A 460-nucleotide genomic window follows, 5' to 3' on the forward strand; every position below is an offset into this window, starting at 1 on the left:
GCCATCGACCTCGCCAAACTGCGCAAGACCGCAGTCGAGACCACACCACTCATTCACCGAGAGGACCTCCTAGAAATCATCGACGAAGAACTCGTCAATGTCGCTCCTGGCAAGACGCCAACTGAGCTGAGGGCATGGATCATCCGCAGGATCCCCCAGCTGGATGTGGAACTGTTCAATGAGGCAGCCGACGAGGCTAAAGACCGCCGCTACGTCAGCTTCCACCACGGTGAAGACGGCATGAGCCTCATTGAGCTCTACATCCCCACTATTGAGGCCAAAGCCATCGAGAAGAAGGTGACAGCTGCTGCACGGGGTATGAACCGGGCACAGCCCCAGGACACGGAACAGCCGCCTCATCCCGCCGCAGCAGGAGTGCCTACTGACCGACTGGAGCCTCACCAGGTCGCCGAGGGACCTCATCCGGCCGCAGTGGGAATGGGCGAGACCATGCCGGTGG

Annotated in this window: 1 protein-coding gene; it reads left to right on the forward strand. The window is 60.7% G+C overall.

Annotated features, from left to right (window positions below):
- Positions 1–460 (forward strand): DUF222 domain-containing protein (locus HGQ17_RS14915; RefSeq protein ID WP_324615315.1); only part of this gene is annotated, 460 nt, incomplete at both ends.

This window comes from Nesterenkonia sedimenti (genome assembly GCF_012641515.1).
GTDB lineage: Bacteria > Actinomycetota > Actinomycetes > Actinomycetales > Micrococcaceae > Nesterenkonia > Nesterenkonia sedimenti.